Below are 18,319 nucleotides of genomic sequence, written 5' to 3'. Positions count from 1 at the left end.
GTTTTCCTTCAGCTCATCCAGTTGCCGCCGTCGACGTTCAGCGTCTGCGCCACGACGTAGTCGGCGTCAGCCGACGCCAGGAACGCGGCGGCGCCGGCGTGATCCTCCGGCACGCCCATGCGCCCGAAGGGCACGGCCTCGCCGACGAGGCGTTTCTTCTCGCCCAGCGGGCGGTTCTCGTAGCGCGCGAACAGCGCGTCCACGGCGTCCCACATGGGCGTGTCGACCACGCCCGGCGCGATGCCGTTGACGTTGATGCGGTGCTTGATCAGGCCGAGCCCGGCCGACTGCGTGATCGAGATCACGGCCGCCTTGCTGGCGCAGTAGACCGACACCAGCGCCTCGCCGCGCCGTCCGGCCTGGCTCGCCATGTTGATGATCTTCCCGCCCCGGCCCTGCGCGATCATCTGCTTGGCGACGGCCTGCAGGGTGAAGAACAGCCCCTTCGTGTTGATCGCGAACTGCCGGTCCCAGCTCTCCTCCGTCACCTCCACGATGGGGGCCATGTCGAAGATGGCGGCGTTGTTGACCAGGATGTCGATGCCGCCCCTCCGGGCGACGACGTCGCGCACCATGGCGTCGATGCTGTCGCGGCGGGTCACGTCGAGCGCGACCGCCATGGCGTCGCCGCCCAGCGTGTCGGCGAGCGACTGCGCGTCCTCCGCCAGGATGTCGGCCACGACCACCCGGGCGCCTTCCCGGGCGAACCGCTCGACGATGGCGCGGCCGATGCCGCGCGCGCCGCCCGTCACCACCGCGACCTTGCCGCTAAGCCTCATGGTCTGATCGCCTTTCCGTTCGTGTCGAAGCGGTGGATGCGGGCCGGGTCCGGCCGCAGCGCGACGGTGTCGCCGACAGCGAAGGCGACGTCGCCCAGCGTGCGCACGGTCACGCTCTCGCGGCCGGGCAGGTCGACATAGAGCAGCGTGTCGCTGCCCAGGTGCTCGGCCGCGCCCACGACGCCCTTGATCCCGGCGCCGTCCCGGGAGATCGCGACGTGTTCCGGCCGGAACCCGATGGTCGCGGCGCCATGCGCGGCCGCGTAGTCGGCGGCCAAAAAATTCATGCGCGGCGAGCCGATGAAGCCCGCCACGAACAGGTTGGCGGGCCGCTCGTAGAGCTCCAGCGGCGTGCCGGTCTGTTCGATGCGCCCGGCGTTCAGCACCACGATGCGGTCGGCCATCGTCATGGCCTCGATCTGGTCATGGGTGACGTAGACCGTGGTGGTGGCGAGGCTCTTCTGCAGGCGCGCGATCTCCAGCCGCATCTGCACGCGCAGCGCCGCGTCGAGGTTGGAGAGCGGCTCGTCGAACAGGAATGCCTTGGGCTCGCGCACGATGGCGCGGCCGATGGCGACGCGCTGGCGCTGGCCGCCGGAGAGCTGGCGCGGCTTGCGGTCCAGATAGGGCGTCAGGTTAAGCTTGTCGGCCGCCGCCGCCACCCGCCGCTCGATCTCGGCCTTCGGAATGTTGGCCATCCGCAGCCCGAAGCCGATGTTCCCGCGCACGCTCATATGCGGATAGAGCGCATAGGACTGGAACACCATCGAGAGACCGCGCCGGGCGGGCGGCGTGCTGGTCATGTCCTGGCCGTCGATCAGGATGCGGCCGTCCGATACGTCCTCCAGCCCGGCGATCAGCCGCAGCAGCGTGGACTTGCCGCAGCCGGACGGCCCGACGAAGACCACGAAGGAGCCTTCCTCGACCTGCAGATCCACGTCCTGGATGATGCGGATGTCGCCGAACGCCTTGTGGACGCCTTGAAGGGTGATGCTGCCCATGTGGCTGCTCCTGCGTGTCCGCCTGGGGGGCTCACTTCACGGCGCCGAAGGTGAGGCCGCGGACGAGTTGGCGCTGGCTCAGCCAGCCGATGATCAGGATGGGGGCGATCGCGAGCGTGGAGGCGGCCGAGAGCTTGGCCCAGAACAGGCCCTCGGGGCTCGAATAGGAGGCGATGAAGGCCGTCAGCGGCGCGGCCTGCGAGGTCGTCAGGTTCAGCGACCAGAAGGCCTCGTTCCAGCACAGGATGACGTTGAGCAGGAAGGTCGACGCGATCCCGGGCAGCGCCATGGGCAAGAGCACGAAGGCGATCTCCTTGAGCGTCGTCGCCCCGTCCATCCGGGCCGCCTCGAGGATGTCGCGCGGGATCTCCTTGAAGTAGGTGAACAGCATCCACACCACGATGGGCAGGTTGGCGAGGCCCAGCATCAGGATCAGCCCGGTGCGGGTGTCGAGCAGCCCGAGGTCGCGGTAGAGCAGGTAGATCGGCACGAGCACGCCGACCGGCGGCATCATCTTGGTGGAAAGCATCCACAGGAGCGTGCCGCGGGTCCGCTTGGTCGGCGCGAAGGCCATGGCCCAGGAGGCCGGGATGGCCAGCGCCAGCGCGGCCAGCGTCGCCCCGAAGGAGATCACCACCGAGTTCGCCGCGTGCTTGAAATAGTCCGAGCGCTCCTGCACGACGCCGTAATTCTCGGTCGTCCAGTGAAAGAACAGGAATTTCGGCGGCAGCGCGAAGGCGTCGAGCTCCGTCTTGAAGCTGGTCAGCGCCATCCAGAGGATCGGAAAGAAGATCACGAAGCCGGCCAGCCATGCGGCTCCGGAGACGGCGGCCGTGCGGGCCAGGGTGCGGCGGCGCGCCATGGCTCAGGCCTCCAGGTTCCGGCCGATCAGCCGGACCAGAAAGAACGCCACCACATTGGCGAGAACCACCGCCACGATGCCGCCCGCCGAAGCGCCGCCGACGTCGTATTGCAGCAGCGCCTGGGCGTAGACCAGAAAAGCGATGTTGGTGGTCTGCAGGCCGGGTCCGCCGCCCGTGGTGACGAAGATCTCGGCGAAGACGGTCAGCAGGAAGATCGTCTCGATCAGGATCACCACCGTGATCGGCCGCGCCAGGTGGGGCAGGACGATGAACGCGAAATAGGAGAACGCCCCCGCGCCGTCCATTTCGGCGGCTTCCTTCTGCTCCTCGTCCAGAGACTGGAGCGCGGTGAGCAGGATCAGCGCCGCAAAGGGCAGCCATTGCCAGGCGACGATCAGGATCACGGAGAACAGCGGCGCCTGCGCGAACCAGTCGATCGGCTTGGCCCCCACCAGGTTGGCCAGCCAGGCGAACAGCCCCGTCACGGGGTGCATCAGCAGGTTCTTCCAGATCAGCGCGCTCACGGTCGGCATCACGAAGAAGGGCGCGATCACCATGAGGCGGACGATCGGCTGGCCCCAGACCGGCTGGTCCAGCAACAGCGCGAGGCCGACGCCGCCCACCACCGTGATGGCCAGCACCGAGCCGATCAGCGTCAGCGTGTTGCGCAGGGCCGTGAAGAAGGCCGGATCCGAGAGGAAATAGACGTAGTTCTCAACGCCCACGAACCCTGCGAGAGCCGGATTGAGCAGATTGTAGCGCAGGGTGGAGAAATAGATCGTCATCGCCAGCGGGACGATCATCCAGATGAACAGCAGCGCCACCGAGGGCGCCACAAGAGCCCGGCCGATCGCGCGGGTCTCGACAGTCGACATGGCGGGATCCCGTTGCTGGGGGGAGAGCGTGGGATGCGGTCGGCGAGGCCGACGCGATGTCTCAGCCCGATCAGACCGGCGGCGTCGCGGCGGAGAGCGCAAGCTCCCCGCCGCGCATGGCGCTTACTTGATGTAGCCCGCGCGGGTCATTTCGCGCTTGGTCGCCGCCTGGGCGGCCGCCAGGGCGTCATCCACGCTGGACTGCCCGGCGAGCGCGGCCGAGAACTGCTGGCCGACGCTGGTGCCGATGCCCTGGAATTCCGGGATGGCGACGAACTGCACGCCCACATACGGAACCGGCTTCACGGTCGGCTTCGTCGGGTCGGCGGTGTTGATGGAGTCCAGCGTCATCTTCGCGAAGGGCGCCGCCTTCTGGTACTCGGGGTTGGCGTAGAGCGACTGGCGCGTGCCCGGGGGCACGTTGGCCCAGCCTTCCTTGCTGGCCACGAGCTTGGCGTAGTCCTTGTTGGTCGCCCAGGCGATGAACTTCTGCGCCGCCTCGGTCTTCTTGGAGCCGGCCGGAACCGCCAGCGACCACGCCCACAGCCAGTTGCCGCGCTTGCCGAGGCCGTTGTCAGGGGCCAGCGCGAAGCCGACCTTGTCGGCCACCTTGGAGTCCTTCGGGTTGGTCACGAAGGACGCCGCCACTGTGGCGTCGATCCACATGCCGCATTTGCCGGCGTTGAACAGCGCGAGATTTTCGTTGAAGCCGTTCGAGGAGGCGCCGGGCGGGCCCGCGTCCTTCATCAGCTTGACGTAGAAGTCGAGCGTGTTCTTCCACTCGGGCGTGTCGAACTGCGGGTTCCACTTCTCGTCGAACCAGCGCGCGCCGAACGAATTGGCCGTGGCCGACAGGAAGGCCATGTTCTCGCCCCAGCCAGCCTTGCCGCGCAGGCACACGCCGTAGGTCTCGGTGGCCTTGTCGGTCATCTTGCGGGCGGCGTCCGCGATGAACGTCCAGGTGGGCGCGTCCGGCATCTTCAGGCCGGCCTTGTCCATCAGGTCCTTGCGGTACATCACCATGGAGCTCTCGCCGTAGAACGGCGCGGCGTAGAGCTTGCCGTCGGCCGTCAGGCCGGAGCGGATGGCCGGGATCAGGTCGTCGACGTCGTAGTCGGCCCCGAGCCCGGTGAGCGGCACCAGCCAGTTCTGCTTGGCCCAGATCGGAACCTCGTAGGTGCCGATGGTGAGGATGTCGAACTGGCCGCCCTTGGTCGCGATGTCCGTGGTGACGCGCTGGCGCAGGACGTTTTCTTCCAGCGTCACCCACTCGACCGTGATGCCGGGGTTCTTCGCCGTGAAGTCGGACGTCAGACCCTGCATGCGGATCATGTCGCCGTTGTTCACGGTCGCAATCGTCAACTTCGTCTGCGCCGACGCCTCGCTCACGGCAAGCATCGACGCCGCGCCCAACAGCGCCGCAATCAGGGCCTTCATGTCGTTTCCTCCCCCGCGTTGGGCATATGCCCACACGTTGCGCATATGCTCAAACGCGCCGGAGCGGCTGTCAACGCTGAATCGACGCTGCGCCGCAGCAACGGCGTGTCGGTCGGGCCGGCGGGGAATCGAAGGATCAGGCCAGCAAGGCCGAGGCGGTCGCCTCGTTGGTGATTAGGCCCGTCAGGAGGCGGCCCTTGAGGGCGGCGCGCAGGGCCGGGACCTTGTCTGGCCCCATCGCGACGCCCACCACCGAGCGGCCGGCGGCGGACGGCAGCGGAACGCTCGTGGTGCGCCGGTTGACGCCGACGTCCAGCACCGCGCCGGCCTCATCGAAGGCCCAGCTCGCGATCTCGCCGACCGCGCCATGGCGCATCAGCTCGAAGAGTTCGTCGCTCGAGATGAACCCGTCCTGGTGCAGCGGCGCGGTTCGGCTCATCTGCCCGACGCCGACGATCACCAGATCCGCCTCGGCCGCGAGGCTGTGAACCTTGCGCACCGGCGTCATGGCGAGCAGCTGGTCGCGCTCCGATTCGGTGGACGCATAGACCGGCAGCGGCATCGGGTAGTGCCGCGCCCGCGTGAGGTCGGCGAGCTTGGAGAGCACGTCGAAGAAGGTCGCGGATCCATCCGGCGCGATGTTGCCCACCATCGACACGAGTTGGTGGTTGGGGCAGTTCATCGGCGGCAGCTGGTCCACGGCCGCCCGCATGGCGCGGCCCGTTCCCACCGCCATGATCAGGGGCTTGGCCGCCCGCAGCCGGCCTTCCATGAAGGCGCCCGCGAGCTCGGCGATGCCCACCGTGGAGCTCGAGGAGGCCGGATCGGCCGGCGCGACTTCGCAGTGGTCCAACCCGAAGGCGTCGGCGAGCCGCTGCGCGAGCGCCATGCATTGCGCGATGGGGTGGTGCAGCCTGAAGGTGACGAGTTTCTCGGAAATCGCCAGCGACACCAGGCGCTGGGCGGCCTGCCGCGAGACCTGCAGCTTGCGGGCGATCTCGTCCTGCGTGTTGCCGGCGATGAAGTACAGCCAGCCGGCGCGGGCGGCGTCGTCGAGACGGGACGTGTCGGAATCGCTGCTCATCGCCGCTCAAAGCACCAGGAGGTCGGCCATGCTCGTGATCAAGCGGTCCGCGCCGGCGGCCTGGAGGGCCGCGTCGCCGTCGAAGCTCGCATGGTGCGCGCCGCCCGTGAAGCCCCAGACGGTCATGCCGGCGGCCTTGCCGGCCCGCACGCCGGCCGGGCTGTCCTCGATCACCAGCGACTGCGCGGGGGCGGCGCCCATCTGGCGGGCGACGTAAAGGAAGAGGTCGGGCGCGGGCTTGCCACGCTCCACCATGGCCGCGTCGAAGATCCGGTCGCCGAAATGGCCGGCCAGCGCCGTGACCGAGAGCGCCTGGGCGATCCGGCCCTGGGAGCTGGAGGACGCGATGGCGAAGGGGAGACCCCGGGCGGCCAGGTGGTCCAGCGCCGCCGCGACGCCCGCCATCGGCCGCAAGTCGGCGCGGAAAGCGGCTTCCAGCTCGCGACCGTAGTCGCTGGAGAAATCATCCGGAATCGGCCGGCCGAGCGCAGCCGCGTAGTCGTCGCGAACGACCGAAAAGGCGCGCCCGAGGTAGCGATCCACCACCAGCGACACGTCGGCCGGAAAGCCGTGGCGCGACAGCGCGGTCGCAAGCACCCGGCAGGCGATCGCCTCGCTGTCGACCACCACGCCGTCGAAATCGAAGATCACCAGCCGCATATCGGCCGCCGAGGCCGGCGCAGGCTCCCGTTCCACGGGATGGACGCGCTTCAATTCGATCAAATGCCTCATCCCGGAGCATCCGCCCACCGGGGGAGGCTACACGCTCGCCGAAGTTGAAACAAGCATGCGCCGGGATCGAGCCAGGCGCCTCGCCCTACGCGGCCTTCTCTTCCAGCTGAATCAGGGTGCGGGCGACCTTGAGGGCCTTGGCCATGTCCTGGGCCAGCACCAGCTTGCTCAGCTGGGAGATGGGCTCCTCGGCATGGGGACGCTGGGCGATGAGGCGCCGGGAGGCGGCGAAGAAGTCGGGCGCCGCGTCGTCGCTGCCGGACAGGTACATCTCCTGCACGGCGACATAGATCCGCTCGGCGGGCGTCTTGGCGGCGCCGGGGTCGACATAGTCTTGCCCGCGCAGGACGGGCATCGGCCCCTCCACCATGATGCGGGCCCGGTCGCCGGTGTTGGTCAGCACCGCCTTGCCCACATAGGCCACTTCCTGATGCTTCAGTTCGAGAAGGAAGCCCACGGATCTGCTCCTGGCCGAAAACACTCGCATAAGTTGAGTATAAGGCAGCCTATTAACGAAGCATGACGGTCTTGATCTTGGGCAAGTGTTCGGAGTTGGATCATCGACCACGGTTAAGTTTCGATGTTCGGCATGCCTGGCGAGGCCTTCCCCGCAGGTCCCGGGTTTGACGATCGCCTTGGGCCCGGCCAAGCTGAGGCCTTCCCCTGGACGCCGTGGCGGGGTCCGGCGCTTCGCGAGGCGATCGACGAATGGCTTTTCAATGCGTGCAACCGGCGGTGCCCACCCTCCAGGTGGACGACGCGACGGCGCGGATCACCCGCTGGGACTTCCAGCCGGGCGCGGCCACGGGCTGGCATACCCATGGCTTTCCCTATTTCGTCGTGATGCTGACCGACGGCGTGCTGCGCGTGCAGACGGAGCAGGGCGAGACGGCGGTGCCGCTCTCGGCGGGCCAGTCCTACCGGCGGGCGGCGGGCGTCGAGCACGACGTCATGAACGGCTCGGAGCACCCGATCGCGTTCATCGAGATCGAGGTGAAGGACCCGGCCGGGCTCAGGACGCCTCCGGCGTGACGACGAGCGCCGGCGCGACGGCGGAGGATTGCTGAAGCGGGAGGTTCGGCATGGGCGAACCGGTCGGCGCGGCGAAGCCGGAGGAGACGGCGAGCGACCCGCCCGCTCGGATCGACGCGGCCTTTCGCAATGGCTCGCTCACGGCGATCAGCGTGGTGCTGGGCTTCTCGCTGAGCTTCCTGAACCGCTGGGCGGCGCTGCCCGGGCCCTGGCTGGGCGTGGACCTGGCGGCCGTGGCCGCCATCGCGGTCGGCATCGTCGCGCAGGTGATCGCGGTGGCGAGCCTGCTGTCCACGCGCTCGCTGAGCCTGGCTTATTACCACCGGGCCGTCGTCATCTTCCTGGTCGGCCTCGCCTGCGTGGCCATCGGGGTGGCTCTGGCCATCGCGGGCGATCTGGTCGCGGGCGGCCAGCGGGTCCTGGGCTGACCCGCCGCCGATCAGGCGCTACTCCACCGTGACGGCGAACTCCCCGACGCGGTCGACCCGGGCGACGAGCCTGTCGCCCTTCTTGACCGCCCCGACCCCGGAGGGCGTGCCGGACATGATGAGATCGCCCGGAGCGAGGACGAAATAGTCCGACAGGTAGGAGATCATCTCCGGGATCTTCCAGATCATCTGGTTGATGTCGCCCTTCTGGCGGAGCTGGCCGTTCACCTCGAGCGTGATCGAGCCGTCCTCGATGCGGCCTACCTTGTCGGCGGGGGTGAGCGGGCCGCAGGGGGCGGAATGCTCGAAGGCCTTGCCGATCTCCCAGGGGCGGCCGAGCTTCTTGGCTTCGCCCTGCAGGTCGCGCCGGGTCATGTCCAGGCCGATTCCGTAGCCATAGACGCAGTCCATGGCGCGCTCGACCGGGATGTTGGACCCGCCTGTCTTCAGCGCCACCACGAGTTCGACCTCGAAATGCACGTCCTCGCTCTTGGCCGGGTAGGGGAAGGGCTTGCCCTCGGGCAGGATGTTGTCCGGGTTCTTCTGGAAGAAGAACGGCGGCTCCTTGTTGGGGTCATGGCCCATTTCGATCGCATGCTCGGCGTAGTTGCGGCCGATGCAATAGATGCGGCGCACCGGGAACTGGGCGTCGGAGCCGACGACCCGGAGCGAGGTGACGGGCGGCGCTGGGATCACGTACTCCATGGAGACCACCTCTTCGGACCGCCCGGTCCGCAGCCGGGCTTCAAGGTCGCGGCGAGCATAAGCGAAAACCAAGCGTGAGCAATCCTCGAATTGGTTGACATTGATAGCGGCCGATGTGGAAATGTCCGAAAGCGCCGCAGACGCGTTTGCAGACCCCGTGAGGCCGCCATGAAACTCGCCGCGTTCATTCATTCAGGCCGTTCCGGCGTCGGCGTCGTGGACGAGGCTTCAGGCGAGATCAGGCCAGTCCAGGTTTCCGGCATGCTGGCGCTGGTGGAGGCGGCGGCCGCCGGCGGAGCGCCGCCGACGCCGACCGGGGCGGCGATTCCGCTCGCCGAGGTCGCCCTCCAGGCGCCCCTGATTCCGCCGCGCAACGTGATCTGCGTGGGCAAGAACTACCGCGAGCACGCCCGCGAATTCGCCCAGAGCGGCTTTGAGGCCGGCGCGGTGAAGGGTGCGGAGATCGACGAGTTCCCGGCTGTGTTCACCAAGCCGACGAGCTGCATCGTCGGCCCGGGGGCGACCGTCAGCCTGCATCCGGGCGTGACCAGCATGGTCGACTACGAGGTCGAGCTCGCCGTCGTGATCGGCCGGGGAGGGCGCGACATCAAGCGCGCGGACGCCTTCGACCACATCTTCGGCTACACGATCGTCAACGACGTGACCGCCCGCGACCGGCAGCGCAACCACAAGCAGTGGTTCCTCGGCAAGGCGCTCGACACCTTCTGCCCCATGGGCCCCTGGATCACCACGCGCGACGAGGTCGACGCCGAGAATCTCGACGTGTCCTGCTGGGTCAACGGCGAGCTGCGCCAGAGCGCCAACACGCGCGACCTGATCTTCGACATCCCTGGCCTCGTCGAGACCATCTCGGCCGGCATGACGCTTCTGCCCGGCGACGTGATCTCGACCGGGACGCCGGCCGGCGTCGGCATCGGCCTGAAGCCGCCGCGCTTCCTCAAGGAGGGCGACGTGGTGCGCATGGCCATCCAGGGTCTGGGCGAGATCAGCAACCGGTTCGCCTGACCGGCCCGGCGGAGGGGACGCAATGACGGCGGACGCGCTCTCCCGCAATGTGCGACGGCTCGGGCATCTCGACCTGCCCGGAGGCGGGCAGGTGATCTTCGACGGCAAGGGCCACGCGATCGTGGGCCATATGAAGCCGCCCTACGGCACCACCATCCTGGACGTCTCCAATCCCTCGCGTCCGACGGTCGTGTCGGAGATCCGCCTCGACGACGACCAGTCGCACACCCACAAGGTGCGGGTCGCCGGCGACATCATGATCACCAATGTCGAGGAGAACGAGCGCCACGCCAAGCGCCGCGCCGGGCGCCTGAAGGCGCTCGAGGCCGAATGGGCGGCCCGCCACGGCCGCCCCGCCACGGACGCCGAACTCGCCGCCGCGCTCAAGGTGAAGCCGGAGGCGATCCCCGGCCTGCGCAGGATCCAGCCGCAGCCCTATGAGCAGGGCGGGTTCAAGATCTGGGACATCGCCGACCGCAGCAGGCCGCGGCTGCTGGCTTATCAGCGCACCTTCGGCTTCGGCGTCCACCGCTTCGACATGGACGAGCGCTACGCGTATATCTCGACTGAAATGGAAGGATACCGGGGCAACATCCTGGTGATCTACGATATTTCCAATCCCGAGAAACCCGAGGAGGTGTCCCGCTGGCACCTGCCCGGCCAGCATGTAGCGGCGGGCGAGACGCCGACCTGGAGCGGCGAGAGCCACAGGCTGCACCACGCGTTGCGCCAGGGCGACGATCTCTGGGCGGCCGTGTGGTATGCGGGCGTGCGCCGGATCGACGTGACGGACATCGCGCGGCCGCGCACCGTGGGGGCGTTCAACTATCACCCGCCCACGCCCGAGCCCACCCATACGGTCCTACCCGCGAAAGGCCTGATCGGCGGCCGGCGGATCGCCGTCGCGGTCGACGAGGAGCACGACCACACGCCGGGCCAGCCGCACGCCCATCTGTGGATCTTCGACGTGACGGAGGGGGACTTCCGGCCCCTCTCGACCTTCCACGTGTCGGACCTCGACAGCCCCTATGCGCGGCTCGGCCGCTTCGGCGCGCATCAGTTCCAGGAGCATATCGACGGCTCCCTGGTCTATTGCGCGTGGTTCTCGGGCGGACTGCGGGTGGTGGACATCTCCAACCCGGAGGAGCCGTCCGAAGTGGGGCGCTACATCCCCGAGCCGGTCGGCGGGAACGCCAGTCCACAGACGAACGACGTGGACGTGGACGCCGACGGGCTGATCGCCATCATCGACCGGAACTCCGGGTTCGACCTGCTGGTGCATGAGGGCTGACGGGCCCGGCCGCCCCTGACGAGCCGCTCAGTCTTCCGCCTCCGCACGGCCGAGGAGGTTGCGCTCGACGCTCTGCAGATGGGTGCGCATGGCCTGGGCGGCGCGGGACATGTCGCGGTCGGCGATGGCGGCCACGATGGCCTCATGCTCGACAAAGCTGTGATGGTCCTCGCGCGGCCTTGTGGGTGAGGCGCGCAGCCGACCCCAGTTCACCGCCTGTCGCACCGCGCTCAGCGTATCCAATAGTCCCAGCAGCAGGCTGTTTTGGGTGGCGGCCGCGATCATGCGGTGGAAGCGGTTGTCGCAGCTCTCATACTGGCGCCAGGTCTGGGCCTGGCGCGACTTGCGCATGATCGCTTCCAGCTCAGACAGATGGGCCGGCGTGGCGTTGAGGGCCGCCAGCCGGGCGATCTCCGGCTCGATGGCCAGGCGCGCCCGCATCACCTCCGCCGGGTTGGTGCGGCGCGCCATGCCGGCGACGTCGGCCAGATTGTCGATCGGGCGGCTGCCCACGAAGGTGCCCTTGCCGACATGGCGCCAGAGCTGGCCTTCGGCCTCGAGCTTGGCGAGCGCCTTGCGCAGCTCGGCGCGGGTGACGCCCAGCGCCTGCGCGAGCTCCCGCTCGGGCGGGAGGCGTCCGTGATCCAGCGTGCCGGCCCGGGCCAGGAAGGCCCGCACCTGCAGGACCGCGTTCGGCGCCTCGGCGTCCGGAGCGTCGAGGATCTCCAGGTCGAGGGCGTCCTCATGGTCGGCGGCGTCGACGGCGCTTGCGGCAGTGCTCATGGGGCGTTGTCCCGGCTCACAGGCCGAGCCCTTGCAGTTGCTTTTCGGGATAGCGCAGCCCAGCCGCTGCTCCGGCCGGGAACGCCTCGGTCAAGCGCGACAGGTCGTCGGCGTCGAGGGTCAGGTCGAGCGCGCCGATGTTCTGCTCCAGCCAGCGGCGGCGCTTGGTGCCCGGAATGGGGACGATGTCGTCGCCCTGCGCCAGCACCCAGGCCAGCGCCGCCTGGGCGGGAGCGCAGCCTCGCCGCTCCGCGACCTTCGACAGGGGCGCGAGCAGCCCCAGATTGGCTTCGAAATTGCCGCTCTGGAAGCGCGGGTGGGCGTGTCGGCGGTCGGTCGGGATCAGGTCGTCGCGGCTGCGGAAGGCGCCGGTGAGGAAGCCGCGTCCCAGGGGGCTGTAGGGCACCAGGGCGACGCCCAGCGCGCGCAGCGCCGGCAGGATCTTGCTTTCGGCGTCGCGGGTCCAGAGCGAGTACTCCATCTGGACGGCCGCCAGCGGATGCGTCGCATGGGCGCGCCGGATGGTGTCGACGCCGGCCTCGCACAGGCCGAGATGGCGGACCTTGCCCTGCTCGACGAGCCGGGCCATGGCCCCGACCGTCTCCTCGATCGGCACGGAGGGGTCGATGCGGTGCTGGTAGTAGAGATCGATGCAGTCGATCCCGAGCCGCCGCAGGCTGGCCTCGCAGGCGACCGGAACGTAGTCCGGCTTGCCGTTGACGCCGCCGCGCTCGCCGTTCGGACCGCGGATGTTGCCGAATTTGGTGGCGATGACGAGGCCCTCGCGCCGGCCTGCGATGGCGGCCCCGATCAGCTCCTCGTTGCGGCCCGCCCCATAAGCGTCGGAGGTGTCGAACACCGTGACGCCGCGGTCGATGGCGAGGCGGATCGTGGCGGTCGATTCGGCGTCGTCCGGCACGCCGTAGTCCGAGCTCATGCCCGAGCAGCCGAGGCCGATGGCGGAGACGACCGGGCCGGTCCGGCCGAGGCGGCGCGTCTTCATGCAGCGTCCTCCCACAGGCGACGGGGCGGGGGAGCCGCATGGCCACGCCCCGGTTCGATGATGAACCATTGGCGGCCATCCGCAACCAATTTTCGATATTTGAAGCTTTGGTTGACAGCTCACGGCGCGGGGTCAAAGATCGCCGCAAAAGAAGACTGCCCGGGAGTGACGCCATGCCGTGCCATGAGGCCGCGCATCTTCTTGCGCGGATGACGAGCGGTTCCGACCCCGATCTGGGCTGCAGCGCAGGGCTCGGCCATGGCCGCCGTCCAGGGGATGCGCCATGACGGTCGCCGGGCACGCCGACCCGACCCTCGACAAGCATCGGCCGCAGCGCGATCCCGCCTTGCAGGTTCCCGGCCTGGGCGCGCGCCGCGCGGGAGGCGTGCGCCTCGAGCACGTGGTGATGGTCGCCGGCGTGCTCGCCTTGGCGATCCTGGTGGTTCTTCCGCTGGCGACGCTGCTCGTCAGCAGCATCTGGGGCGAGGGCGGCCCGACGCTGGAGAACTTCAAGGAGGTGCTGGAAGGCCGCCTCTATGTCACGGCCCTGTGGAACTCGCTCGTGCTCGGCTTCTGGACGGGCCTGTTCAGCGTGGTGCTGGGCGTGCCTTTGGCCTGGGCGGTGAGCCGCACCAATGTGCCTGGCAAGAGGCTCATCCGCTTCACCGCCAGCGTCGCCTATCTGTCGCCGCCGTTCCTGATCGCCATCGCGTATGTCAACCTGTTCAGCCCCAATGCGGGACTGGTCAACGTCTTCCTGCGCGACGTGGTGGGCCTGGAGTTCGTGCGCTTCAACGTGTTCACGATGACCGGGCTGGTGCTGGTGACGGTGCTGCACACCTTCCCGTTCGTGTATCTGCTGGCTTCGAGCGCACTGTTGTCGGTGGACGCCTCCTATGAGGAGGCCGCCCAGATCCTCGGAGCGGGCAAGTTCCGCACGGCGCTGCTGATCACCGGGCCGCTGGTGGCCCCCGCCATCCTGTCGGGCGTGCTGCTCTCCTTCGTCAACGCCATCGCGCTGTTCGGCTCGCAGGCGATCGTGGGCCTGCCCGGCCGCATCGTCACGCTGCCGACGCGGATCTACGCGCTGTTCGACTATCCGCCGCAATACGGGCTCGCCTCGGCGCTGTCGCTGATGTTCGTGCTGATCACGGTGGCGGCGCTGTTCGTGCAGCGGCGCTACCTCGCCAGGCGCTCCTTCGTGACGCTGGGCGGCAAGGGCTCCCGCCCGCAGCTCGTCGAACTGGGGCCGCTGCGCTGGGTCGTGCTGGGCTTTTGCGTGCTGGTGTTCATCCTGGCCGTCGTGCTGCCCTACGGCACGCTGCTGGCGGTGTCGTTCTCCAAGTCCTGGGGCCTGAACTTCTGGAAAGGCCTGACCCTGGCCCACTACAAGTTCGTGCTGTTCGACTACGACATCACCCGCCGGGCCATCCTCAACAGCCTGCTGCTGGCCACGATCGCATCCACGATCGCGGTGCTGCTGGGCGCGGTGATCAGCTGGATCGACCTACGCACCACCGCGCCCGGCCGGCGGGTGCTGGACTACATCGCGCTCGTGCCGCTCGGGCTGCCCGGCATCGTGATGGCGGTGGCCCTCATCCAGTTCTGGCTGATGCTGCCCTTCGCGCTCTACGGCACGCTCGGCATCCTGCTGCTGGCCTATGTGGGGCGCTACATCCCGCTCGGCGTGCGGGCCGCCAACACGGCGCTTCGCCAGATCGATCCGTCGCTGGAGGAGAGCGCCCGCATCCTCGGGGCGCGGTGGGGGACCACCATGAAGGAGATTACGCTCCCGCTGATGGGGCCTGGCCTCTTCGCCGGGTGGCTGCTCGTCTTCGTGCCGGTCGTGCAGGAGCTGAGCGCCTCGATCCTGCTGTTCAGCTCCAGCTCCATCACGCTCGCGGTGGCGATCTACAATCTCTACGAGACCGGCTACACCGAGCCCGTCTCCGCCCTCGCGCTCGTCAACATGGTCATCATCGGCGCCGCGATCTGGCTGGCCAGCCGGATCAGCAAGGGCCGCTTCGCGAGCCGTGCGGAGGCCGGCGTTCCCTGAGCCTCGCAGCCTTTCCCTCGCGCCGTCCCCCCGCGCCCCTGCGGCGCGCCGCAGTCCGGAGCAGTCCATGGCAGGCATCACGATCCGCAACCTGACGAAGAGCTACAGCGGCGAGGCCTCCGCGGCGGCCCTGAGCGACCTGTCGCTGGACATCGCCGACAACCAGTTCATCACGCTGCTCGGGCCGAGCGGCTGCGGCAAGACCACCACGTTGCGGGCGATCGCCGGCTACATCACGCCCGACAAGGGCTCGATCCACGTCGATGGCCGGCTCATGTCGTCGCCGCAGAGCGTCGTCCCCCCGGACTCGCGCGGCATGGGCATGGTGTTCCAGAACTACGCGGTCTGGCCGCACAAGACGGTGTTCGAGAACGTCGTCTTCGGCCTGAAGATCAGGAAGACGCCGGCCGCGCAGGCGCTCCAGATGGTCGACAGGGCGCTCGACCTCGTCAACCTGACGGGGCTGGAGGGCCGCTACCCCAACGAGCTCAGCGGCGGGCAGCAGCAGCGCGTGGCGCTGGCCCGCAGCCTGGTCGTGGAGCCCGAGATCCTGCTGCTGGACGAGCCATTGTCCAATCTCGACGCCAAGCTGCGCGAGCGCATGCGCACGGAGCTGAAGCAGCTGCAGCGGCGCACCGGCATCACCTTCATCTACGTCACGCACGACCAAGCCGAGGCGCTGGCGCTGTCCGACCAGATCGCCGTCATGCACCAGGGGCGGCTGCAGCAGTTCGGCACGCCTTTCGAGGTCTATTCGCGCCCGGCGAACCGGGTCGTCGCCGATTTCATGGGGCTGGTGAACATCCTGCCCGGGCGGCTCGCCGAGGTGTCGGGCGGGCGAGGGCGGGTGGAAGGGCCCGACCTGCGCCTGGAGATGCCGGCGCCCGACTGGGCCCGCGCCGGCGCGGCGATCGAGATCGCGATCCGCCCGGAGAACATCCGGCTCCAGCCGGTGGGGCAGGGCGGCGACGAGACCCTGGCGACGGTTACGGACCGGACCTTCCTGGGCAATCTCAGCGAGTATCACGTGACCCTGAACTCCGGCCAGGTGCTGCGGGTGCAGACCCATCCGCTGCAGCAGTTCGCGGTCGGAGACGGGGTCGCGCTCGCCGTGGACGCCAGCCAATGCAGCATCTTCCTCCCGGCCGCCTCGATCCCGGCTGCGGCCGCCTGACCTTTTCTCTTCTGGCAAGGACCCATCGCATGACCTCCGAGCAGACCGTGACCGGCGTCGAACACTGGACCAAGAAGGGCGACGTCAACCTGTTCCTGTGGGAGAAGCGCGCCGTCACGCCCGGCCGGCCGCTCGGCACGGTGCTGTTCGTGCACGGCTCCTCGATGGCGTCGCAGCCCACCTTCGACCTGAAGGTCGAGGGCCGCCCGGATTCGTCCGTCATGGACTGGTTCGCCCAGCGCGGCTTCGACACGTGGTGCGTCGACATGGAGGGCTATGGCCGCTCCGACAAGAACCGCGACATCAATTGCGACATCGCCAACGGGGCGGACGACCTCTCGGCGGCGAGCGACTACATCCTGAAGACGCGCGACTGCGGGCCCATGCTGGTCTACGGCATTTCGTCGGGCGCGCTGCGGGCGGCGGCTTTCGCGGAGCGCCATCCGGAGCGGGTGAAGCGGCTGGCGCTCGACGCCTTCGTGTGGACCGGGGAGGGCGCCCCGACCCTCGTCGAACGACGCAAGAAGCTGCCGGAGTTCCAGGCTCGCAACCGCCGGCCGATCGACCGGGCCTTCGTGCACTCCATCTTCAACCGCGACCATCCCGACACGGCCGAGAAGAAGGTGGTGGAGGCCTTCGCGGACGCCATCCTGGCGCTCGACGACAGCGTGCCGACCGGCACCTATGTGGACATGTGCTCAAAGCTGCCGGTGGTCGATCCGCTGAAGATCACGGCGCCGACCGTGATCATGCGCGGCGAGTTCGACGGCATCGCCGGGATGGACGACCTGATCGCCTTTTTCAAGAAGCTGCCCAACGCCGACAAGCAGTTCGCCGTGATGGCGGGCATCTCGCACGCATCGTTCCAGCAGAAGAACTACATGATGGCCTACCAGATCCTCTTCAACTTCTTCACCCAGCCGGAGCCGGTCTATCGCGGCGACGGACACTGACGCGGGCGCCAGACCCGCCGCGAAAGCCAACGAACGGGAGGTTGACGTGACCCAGAAGAACCGCCGATCCGTCATCGCCGGGGCCGCCGCCCTTGGCCTGGCCGCCCTCGTCCATCCGGCCCTGGTCGGCGCGGCCCGCGCGGCGGACGCCGTCGACATGGACGCCGCCAGGAAGGAGGGCAAGGTCGTCTGGTACACGTCCACGCCCATCGAAACGGCCCAGAAGATCGTCTCGCTGTTCGAGGCCAAGACGGGCGTCAAGGTGGAGCTGTTCCGCTCCGGCGGCTCGGCCATCCTGCGGCGGTTCCAGCAGGAGATGCAGGCGGGTCGCATTGCCTGCGACCTGCTGACCACGTCCGATCCGGCCGCCTCCGAGCAGTTCGCCCGCAAGGGCGTGTTCGTGGCGTTCAAACCAAAGGACTTCGACAAGGTGCCGAAGGGCGCGCGCAACGAGGACGGCTATTTCGTCGCCCAGCGGCTCAACATGATGACGATCTACATGCGGCCGGACAAGCTGGCGCCGGCCGATCAGCCCAAGACCTGGGCCGAGCTGGTCGACCCGAAATACAAGGGCAAGCTCGTCATGACCGACCCGTCCTTCACGTCGCTGCAGCTCTCGGTCGTCGGCATGATGGCCAAGAAGCTGGGCTGGGGCTATTTCGAGAAGCTGCGCCAGAACGACATCATGATCGTGCAGGGCAACCAGCAGGTCTCCGACAACATCAAGCGCGCCGAGCGACTGATCGCCGTCGGGGCGAGCGACAGCTACGCGGCGGACGACCGCAAGGACGGCCACCCCATCCTGACCGTCTACCCGCAGGACGGGACCTTCATGATCCCGTCGCCGACCGCCGTCGTGAAGGGATCGCCCCATCCCAACGCCGCCAAGGCGCTGGCCGACTTCATGCTCGACGACGAGGTGCAGAAGCTGTTTCCGACCGACGGCGGTTATTCGTCCCGGGTGGACATGCCGCCGCCCGAGGGCAGCCCGCAGCTCTCCACCCTGACGCTGACGGAGGTCGACTACGACTACATCGAGAAGGAGGCGGCGCGCATCAAGAAGAAGTTCAACGAGGTCTTCCAGTAAGCCCGGCCTG

General features: G+C 68.4%; 19 protein-coding genes. 8 read left to right on the top strand and 11 right to left on the bottom strand.

Annotation, left to right across the window (positions count from 1 at the left end; genetic code table 11):
* Positions 1-8: 8 nt before the first annotated feature.
* From ABEG18_RS11475 to ABEG18_RS11440, 8 genes are all read right to left on the bottom strand, one after another.
* Positions 9-779 carry an L-iditol 2-dehydrogenase gene (locus tag ABEG18_RS11475; protein ID WP_406858188.1) on the bottom strand — a complete coding sequence of 257 codons (771 nt, stop codon included), beginning with the start codon at positions 777-779 and terminating at the stop codon, positions 9-11.
* Positions 776-1,780, bottom strand: coding sequence for an ABC transporter ATP-binding protein (locus ABEG18_RS11470; protein WP_406858187.1), 1,005 nt, complete (start codon positions 1,778-1,780; stop codon positions 776-778). The genes ABEG18_RS11475 and ABEG18_RS11470 overlap by 4 nt, the downstream gene beginning before the upstream one ends.
* A gap of 31 nt (positions 1,781-1,811) precedes the next feature.
* Positions 1,812-2,642, bottom strand: coding sequence for a carbohydrate ABC transporter permease (locus ABEG18_RS11465; RefSeq protein ID WP_406858186.1), 831 nt, complete (start codon positions 2,640-2,642; stop codon positions 1,812-1,814).
* A 3-nt stretch (positions 2,643-2,645) separates the two neighbouring features.
* Complete coding sequence (locus ABEG18_RS11460) at positions 2,646-3,518, bottom strand: carbohydrate ABC transporter permease (RefSeq protein ID WP_406858185.1); 873 nt, start codon at positions 3,516-3,518, stop codon at positions 2,646-2,648.
* A 123-nt stretch (positions 3,519-3,641) separates the two neighbouring features.
* On the bottom strand, positions 3,642-4,955 hold the full coding sequence (locus ABEG18_RS11455) for an ABC transporter substrate-binding protein (protein ID WP_406858184.1): 1,314 nt from the start codon (positions 4,953-4,955) through the stop codon (positions 3,642-3,644).
* A 136-nt stretch (positions 4,956-5,091) separates the two neighbouring features.
* Entirely contained in the window at positions 5,092-6,039 is a 948-nt protein-coding gene (locus tag ABEG18_RS11450; protein WP_406858183.1) for a sugar-binding transcriptional regulator, read from the bottom strand.
* A 6-nt stretch (positions 6,040-6,045) separates the two neighbouring features.
* Positions 6,046-6,771: an HAD family hydrolase gene (locus ABEG18_RS11445; protein WP_406858182.1), complete on the bottom strand. Its 726-nt coding sequence runs from the start codon at positions 6,769-6,771 to the stop codon at positions 6,046-6,048.
* Between the two features lie 85 nt (positions 6,772-6,856).
* Positions 6,857-7,228 carry a flagellar biosynthesis repressor FlbT gene (locus ABEG18_RS11440; protein WP_406858181.1) on the bottom strand — a complete coding sequence of 124 codons (372 nt, stop codon included), beginning with the start codon at positions 7,226-7,228 and terminating at the stop codon, positions 6,857-6,859.
* Between the two features lie 251 nt (positions 7,229-7,479).
* Here ABEG18_RS11440 and ABEG18_RS11435 point away from each other — a divergent pair, with 251 nt between their 5' ends.
* Both ABEG18_RS11435 and ABEG18_RS11430 read left to right on the top strand, forming a co-directional pair.
* Positions 7,480-7,803, top strand: coding sequence for a cupin domain-containing protein (locus ABEG18_RS11435; protein WP_406858180.1), 324 nt, complete (start codon positions 7,480-7,482; stop codon positions 7,801-7,803).
* A gap of 50 nt (positions 7,804-7,853) precedes the next feature.
* Positions 7,854-8,231 carry a hypothetical protein gene (locus tag ABEG18_RS11430; protein WP_406858179.1) on the top strand — a complete coding sequence of 126 codons (378 nt, stop codon included), beginning with the start codon at positions 7,854-7,856 and terminating at the stop codon, positions 8,229-8,231.
* Between the two features lie 18 nt (positions 8,232-8,249).
* Here the strand turns inward: ABEG18_RS11430 and ABEG18_RS11425 are convergent, their stop codons facing one another.
* A complete protein-coding gene (locus ABEG18_RS11425; protein WP_406858178.1) occupies positions 8,250-8,936 on the bottom strand; it encodes a fumarylacetoacetate hydrolase family protein in 687 nt (228 codons plus the stop codon).
* A gap of 168 nt (positions 8,937-9,104) precedes the next feature.
* Here ABEG18_RS11425 and ABEG18_RS11420 point away from each other — a divergent pair, with 168 nt between their 5' ends.
* Positions 9,105-9,962 carry a fumarylacetoacetate hydrolase family protein gene (locus tag ABEG18_RS11420; protein ID WP_406858177.1) on the top strand — a complete coding sequence of 286 codons (858 nt, stop codon included), beginning with the start codon at positions 9,105-9,107 and terminating at the stop codon, positions 9,960-9,962.
* Positions 9,963-9,984: 22 nt separating this feature from the next.
* Entirely contained in the window at positions 9,985-11,253 is a 1,269-nt protein-coding gene (locus tag ABEG18_RS11415) for an RNA polymerase subunit sigma-70 (RefSeq protein ID WP_406858176.1), read from the top strand.
* Positions 11,254-11,280: 27 nt separating this feature from the next.
* Here the strand turns inward: ABEG18_RS11415 and ABEG18_RS11410 are convergent, their stop codons facing one another.
* Both ABEG18_RS11410 and ABEG18_RS11405 read right to left on the bottom strand, forming a co-directional pair.
* Complete coding sequence (locus ABEG18_RS11410) at positions 11,281-12,036, bottom strand: FadR/GntR family transcriptional regulator (protein WP_406858175.1); 756 nt, start codon at positions 12,034-12,036, stop codon at positions 11,281-11,283.
* A 16-nt stretch (positions 12,037-12,052) separates the two neighbouring features.
* Positions 12,053-13,039 carry an aldo/keto reductase gene (locus ABEG18_RS11405; RefSeq protein WP_406858174.1) on the bottom strand — a complete coding sequence of 329 codons (987 nt, stop codon included), beginning with the start codon at positions 13,037-13,039 and terminating at the stop codon, positions 12,053-12,055.
* 283 nt (positions 13,040-13,322) lie between these two features.
* On the opposite strand from ABEG18_RS11405, the gene ABEG18_RS11400 reads away from it, so the two are divergent.
* The 4 genes from ABEG18_RS11400 (at position 13,323) to ABEG18_RS11385 (ending at position 18,309) form a co-directional block, all read left to right on the top strand.
* The gene (locus ABEG18_RS11400) at positions 13,323-15,095 is read left to right on the top strand and encodes an ABC transporter permease (protein WP_406858173.1); all 1,773 of its coding nucleotides are present in this window, start codon (positions 13,323-13,325) and stop codon (positions 15,093-15,095) included.
* A gap of 67 nt (positions 15,096-15,162) precedes the next feature.
* Positions 15,163-16,269 carry an ABC transporter ATP-binding protein gene (locus ABEG18_RS11395; RefSeq protein ID WP_406858172.1) on the top strand — a complete coding sequence of 369 codons (1,107 nt, stop codon included), beginning with the start codon at positions 15,163-15,165 and terminating at the stop codon, positions 16,267-16,269.
* A 29-nt stretch (positions 16,270-16,298) separates the two neighbouring features.
* Positions 16,299-17,222, top strand: coding sequence for an alpha/beta hydrolase (locus ABEG18_RS11390; RefSeq protein ID WP_406858171.1), 924 nt, complete (start codon positions 16,299-16,301; stop codon positions 17,220-17,222).
* A 46-nt stretch (positions 17,223-17,268) separates the two neighbouring features.
* Positions 17,269-18,309 carry an ABC transporter substrate-binding protein gene (locus ABEG18_RS11385; protein ID WP_406858170.1) on the top strand — a complete coding sequence of 347 codons (1,041 nt, stop codon included), beginning with the start codon at positions 17,269-17,271 and terminating at the stop codon, positions 18,307-18,309.
* Positions 18,310-18,319 lie beyond the last annotated feature (10 nt).

The organism is Alsobacter sp. KACC 23698 (assembly GCF_045348435.1).
GTDB lineage: Bacteria > Pseudomonadota > Alphaproteobacteria > Rhizobiales > Beijerinckiaceae > Alsobacter.
The sequence above is the reverse complement of the archived record's forward strand: the minus strand, read 5'-3'. Positions and strand labels throughout refer to the sequence as shown.